Below are 5,036 nucleotides of genomic sequence, written 5' to 3' on the forward strand. Positions count from 1 at the left end.
TACTTCAAGTGCCTGACAACAAAGCAGATTTGGTAAAATTGGCTGCCCCTTGTGGCTTCAAATACCGAACAATTTTTAACTCCGGTGGAACGCACCTTTTGGGTGAACATTCCAAACTGGACAATACACCATAACTTACTGATTTTTCTATTTGTTCCTTATTGTTCGGTGTTTGAAGTGCATAATTTGGGATAAAGGGTATAGACAGAAGAAAGTCCTTAGAGGTCGATCTAATTTCAGCAGCATAGACCCTGAGACCTAAACGGACCCACTAATCATCTGGCCTATACCTCGACTATTTCATATCACAAAAGGATATTGGATGCACGGTAAAAAAGACCCGCACCCGGTTCGCTGGTGCATGGAGCCCCAGACAAATAGAAAATATCATTTGCGGCCATTCAGAACGCTTTGGGGCAGCCGATTCCCGGCAAATTTTGACATTCCGGCCCTTATAGACTAACTTTCCTCTAAAACATGGTGCTTGCTGGCTGACTTTCCGAATCGCTCAAGAAGCGATTCCTGATCACTTATTCTATAAGGCGATTTTCCGAAGACCTTTTCTGGGAAACAAGAGAGGTTACTTATGTTACTGAAAAAATACGCCTTTCAATTCCAATGTCTGGCTCTTTTGATCTCCATGGGGATCTCTCTCAGTCTGTGGGGGTGTACGGCATCCCCCTTTGATGCCTATGTAGTCAGTAGAAATACCCATAAACTGACGGTTCTTAACTTTGACAAGGACAGGCAGTTACTGGATGTGGAAGATTCTCCGTTTGATGTCGGCGCCGGCGCTACGGACGTGACCTATGATCCAAGACACAGAAGGATATATGTGACCAACTCCGAAGAAAATACCCTCTCAGTGTTCAAGATGAAAAAGATTACAGAGGGTTATTTCAAAAGCAAATATATTCTGGACCGTCTCGAAGAGATATCCACGGATGAAGGACCAGTTGCTGCAGCAGTTGATTCAACCCACAACCTGGTCCTGATTCTTCACAGAGACGGCACGCTTATTCGCCTTGACGGCAATGACCTCTTTTTAAAAGATGAAATCAATGTCTTCTATGCCGTCAACCCCTATCCCGATGCCGTTGACATAACCTATGATGCCCGTAACGACCTGATCTATGTCCTTGATGCAGCCTTCGGCACCCTTCTGATCCTGGAAGGGGAACACCGTGAATATGTGGATGCCATCAATACGGCGACAAATCCCTGCTCCCTCTGCTATGACTATATAAATGAACGTATCTACATAACGGATCGGGGCGACGGACTCGTCTCCAGGGAACCATCTCTTTCAGTTTACAAGGCAGGGCGGTTTTGCTCGTTAATTCAGGCAATCTCTCTGGGTGTGCCGTATAATTGTTCGGAGGTCGTCTACGATGAGGCGCACAACCTGATCTATGTCAACAGGGGGCTGACTCGGGTATATGACGCGGAGTCCCTGGATTTCGTGACCGAGATCTCTACTTCACTGCCTTATTCCATTGCAACCGGCCTTATCGATGGGACCAGTCCTTCCCTGCTTTACATCGGACAGCCATCTTCGGTGGAGGCCTTCGAGATCAGAGAGGCGGACCAGTACATCCGCCTGGGATATGTCAGTCTGTCTGCGCCGGCAACGAAGATTGCGGCCGTTCACAGCCTTGGCTGTCCTGAAATCATATCCCTGAGTCCCCTGGAGGGAAAGCCCGGCGATACGGTAACGATTCTCGGCTTGAATTTCGGAGACGGCCAGGGGTTGAGCCGCGTGGAGTTTGGCGGCATTTCAGCTACGGAAGGGGATATCGTCTCATGGAGTCATTCAAAGATCGAAGTCAATGTGCCCCTTATGGGCCAGTCCGGCCCGGTCCGGGTGGTCGTCGGGAACCTTTCCTCTGCGCCGCCGGACGGAGAAGATGTAAAGGAGTTCACGGTAGTCCCGGGCAGATCCATTCATGTGAATGCACGGGACGGCAGCGACCACGGGGACGGAACCGAAGCCAGTCCATATCAAACCATCACCTGTGCCCTCTCCAAGGCCGGTCCTTCAGACACAATCTATATCCATTGGGGCAGATACACCCGGGATCTGGGCGAACGCTTTCCTTTGAGAGTCGGTGAAGGTGTCCATCTTGAAGGATGTGAGGGTTACGTTCAGGTCAAATATTCTTCTCCCGGTGATGCCGCCGTTGAGATGGCTGAAGGATCGTCGCTCAACAATATCGGGATCTATGGAGAGGAAAGAGCAGCCGGTGAAGCCGTTCCGGCCACCGGGATCATCTGCAGGGGCAATGTCCGTGTCGAAGACACAGCCGTTACCGGGTTCCGGACAGGAATTTCACTGGAGAGCGGGTTTCATAGCGAGATCTCTCCCGTGATAACCGGATCGGATATATCGGCCTGCGACAAGGGGATTTACGTCTATGGCAACGTCAATGCGAAGATTGTTGACAATAATCTGTTCCAGAACCGCATAGCCATCGATATGGCAGGCAATTCCAACTATGTGGCATCCAATGACCTCTGGGAAAACCTCGAAATAGGAATAAATGCCGGGGGCCGTACCGCCTTTCTTCTTGGTAATATGATCTCCAAGACATTTGATCCGGATCAAGCGGCGGTTGGTCAAGGCATAAGCGGCGGTGGTCTCACAAACAGTTTTTTTTACAGAAACTGTGTCAGTAATAATCATACCGGACTCGGTCTCTTTACCAGAAACGGATACAGGTATATAATCAGAGACAATACCTTCCATGGCAATAGCCGTGAAGGCCTTTACCTGACTGGCGATGGCGAAGGCCTCATCCTGCAAAATCGCTTTGAATGGAACGGCCAAAACGGTATTTATCTGACTGCCGAACATTCCATCCTTGAACGAAACACCATCGCTCACAACCAGGACGGCCTGTTGATTATGTACAGGAGTGACTCCGGTTCAGTAGAAACGACCCTTATTGGGAACTATATCATTGACAATATCCGAGACGGCGTCTCGATCGTTGGTAAACTGAATGACGAGTTTGAAGAGACCGTTTCGGTCAGAATAGGTGAGGCCGAAGGTGGCGGAAATACGATTACCGGAAACGGTACGGGGATTTCCAGCCACAACGCCAAATTATACGTATTCAACAACAGCATAGAGAGTAACCAGCAGGGAGTGAAGGTCCATGATGCAGGGTATGTGGTACTGGGATCCCAGATGCATCCGGGCAATAATGTCATCCGTAATAATACCCGCGTCGGCCTGACAAACTATATGAACCGTCTTGTCCATGCCGAGGGGAATGTATGGAACCCGGATGTCCAGGGCGCCGACAGCGAAGGCCGATATGACCATCAGACAGTCGAAGGACCGGTCGAGCCGGAATACGGAAATAATTTCGGTATCACTGGCCAATATGGCAAGATTCAATTTTGATCAGCCCTGGAGTCCCTGGTTATCAGGAGTCCGGGAAAAGGAGGGGAGTGTTCGCCTGCCTGCGCGGGAATCAAGACACAATCGACCGGATAAGGTCACCGCGGCCGATTACTCCGGCCATCTTTCCTTCCCTCATAACGGGGATTGTATTTATCCGTTTTTCCGCCATGAGATTTGCCACCTCGTCAATAGGAGTTTCGTCCTTTACCGTGACAACATCCCGTGTGCAGATATCTTCAGCCGTGGTGCCTGCCATCTTCCTGAGTTCTTTATCGAATTTTTTCGGATTTTCCAGAAAGATGGGCGAATCCAGAAAAAATATAACACTGGGGATGTGCAGCTTTTTGTTTTGGTCTATAAGATCGGCCTCTGTAACAATCCCAACGAGGTTTCCGGCATCGTCCACCACTGGCACCCCGTTGATGCGGTACTCAGAAAGCAGTCTGGCAAGATCCGGCACCGATGTGTCCGGGTGAACCGTGATTACAGGTGATGTCATGATGTCTTTTGCTCTGCGCATGGGAAAAACCTCTGTAAGCGTTCACAGGTTCAGGGGTTCAGGGTTACCTTTGAACCCTGAACCCCTGAACCTGTGAACCTTTGAACCCTGAACCTGTGAACCTCTTTGCCTTACCCGTTTCACTTGGTAATACTCGCTTTCTCGACAATTACATTGTATCTGTAGCCCGCCCCAAAATCCTTGTCGGTGTATAGTGTGCCGCTGATAGTAATGACATCTCCAAGCGAAGGCAGATCCTGGGATGTTACAACAAGGTCGTAATTTCCTTTTTTTTCATCCCCTGATCCGTCCTGCAGATGAATCCAGTTTTTTCCCAGGATTGAGGGAAGGACTTTTACGACCTTGCCGCGCACAGTTACTTTATTGTTACAGAGATCGGATCTTTTTTCGTAAACTTCGGCAATCGTGTATGCATCCTGGCCTGCGGCCTTTTCGACCTTTACATCTCCAATCGGTGTACTGACACCCATTCCGCCGGCTGCAGGAGCCTTCATCATGCCCATCGTGAGATCTCCGCGGGGCATTTCCATACCTTCTTCAACCGGCTCACCTTTTTCAGAGACAGGGCCGGCGGACAGTATGATCCTTTCAAAGGTGCGATCAAGGGTGCTGCTGGTGAAGTTGACCATTTCTATACCCGGTTTGAGTACAACGTCCTCTTCCTGCGAGACCTGCATCTCAGGCACTGCAACCCATATTTTTTCTCCGTCCTTGTCCAGCAGGATATAGGTGTACCCCCCGCTATTCATGGTTTCTGCCACCTTGCCTGAGAGGACGTTCATCTTGACAGCGGCCTGATCGCCGGGCTTTTCATTGGAATCGCTGTTACAGGCGACCATGCCGGCTACTGAAAAAAGGATCAAAAAGGTACCAAAAAGATTTATTGCCCTGATTTGTTTGATCATTCTATTTTCACCTGTTTCTTGATATTTTTTTGTTGACAGTATATTGCTTTTGCATGTTACGCAACACTTTTGTTGGGTAAACTGGATATTTCATATAAGATACAGGCAGCAAGCACCGGGTAGGCTGCTTGCCATACAATTACTGCCATTGGTCTGAAGATTCTTTCATAGAGCAACCATTTTTTGAGTCAACTCCTCAATT

The 5,036-nt window shown here is 49.1% G+C and carries 3 protein-coding genes; 1 reads left to right on the forward strand and 2 read right to left on the reverse strand.

Translation table 11 applies throughout. The features are described 5' to 3' along the window. Positions 1 to 586 precede the first annotated feature (586 nt). Positions 587 to 3,409: a hypothetical protein gene (locus C4B57_00255; GenBank protein PXF55924.1), complete on the forward strand. Its 2,823-nt coding sequence runs from the start codon at positions 587 to 589 to the stop codon at positions 3,407 to 3,409. Between the two features lie 70 nt (positions 3,410 to 3,479). Here the strand turns inward: C4B57_00255 and C4B57_00260 are convergent, their stop codons facing one another. Both C4B57_00260 and C4B57_00265 read right to left on the reverse strand, forming a co-directional pair. Further along, on the reverse strand, positions 3,480 to 3,929 hold the full coding sequence (locus C4B57_00260) for a hypothetical protein (protein ID PXF55925.1): 450 nt from the start codon (positions 3,927 to 3,929) through the stop codon (positions 3,480 to 3,482). Positions 3,930 to 4,048: 119 nt separating this feature from the next. Then, a complete protein-coding gene (locus C4B57_00265) occupies positions 4,049 to 4,834 on the reverse strand; it encodes a DNA-binding protein (protein PXF55926.1) in 786 nt (261 codons plus the stop codon). Positions 4,835 to 5,036 lie beyond the last annotated feature (202 nt).

Source organism: Deltaproteobacteria bacterium (assembly GCA_003194485.1).
Taxonomy (GTDB): Bacteria; Desulfobacterota; Dissulfuribacteria; order Dissulfuribacterales; family UBA3076; genus UBA3076.

What these genes read in the sequence shown, in the direction of transcription:
- C4B57_00255 (PXF55924.1), top strand. Translation starts at nt 587, where the DNA reads ATGTTACTGAAAAAATACGCCTTTCAATTCCAATGTCTGGCTCTTTTG.
- C4B57_00260 (PXF55925.1), bottom strand. Translation starts at nt 3,929, where the DNA reads ATGCGCAGAGCAAAAGACATCATGACATCACCTGTAATCACGGTTCAC.
- C4B57_00265 (PXF55926.1), bottom strand. Translation starts at nt 4,834, where the DNA reads ATGATCAAACAAATCAGGGCAATAAATCTTTTTGGTACCTTTTTGATC.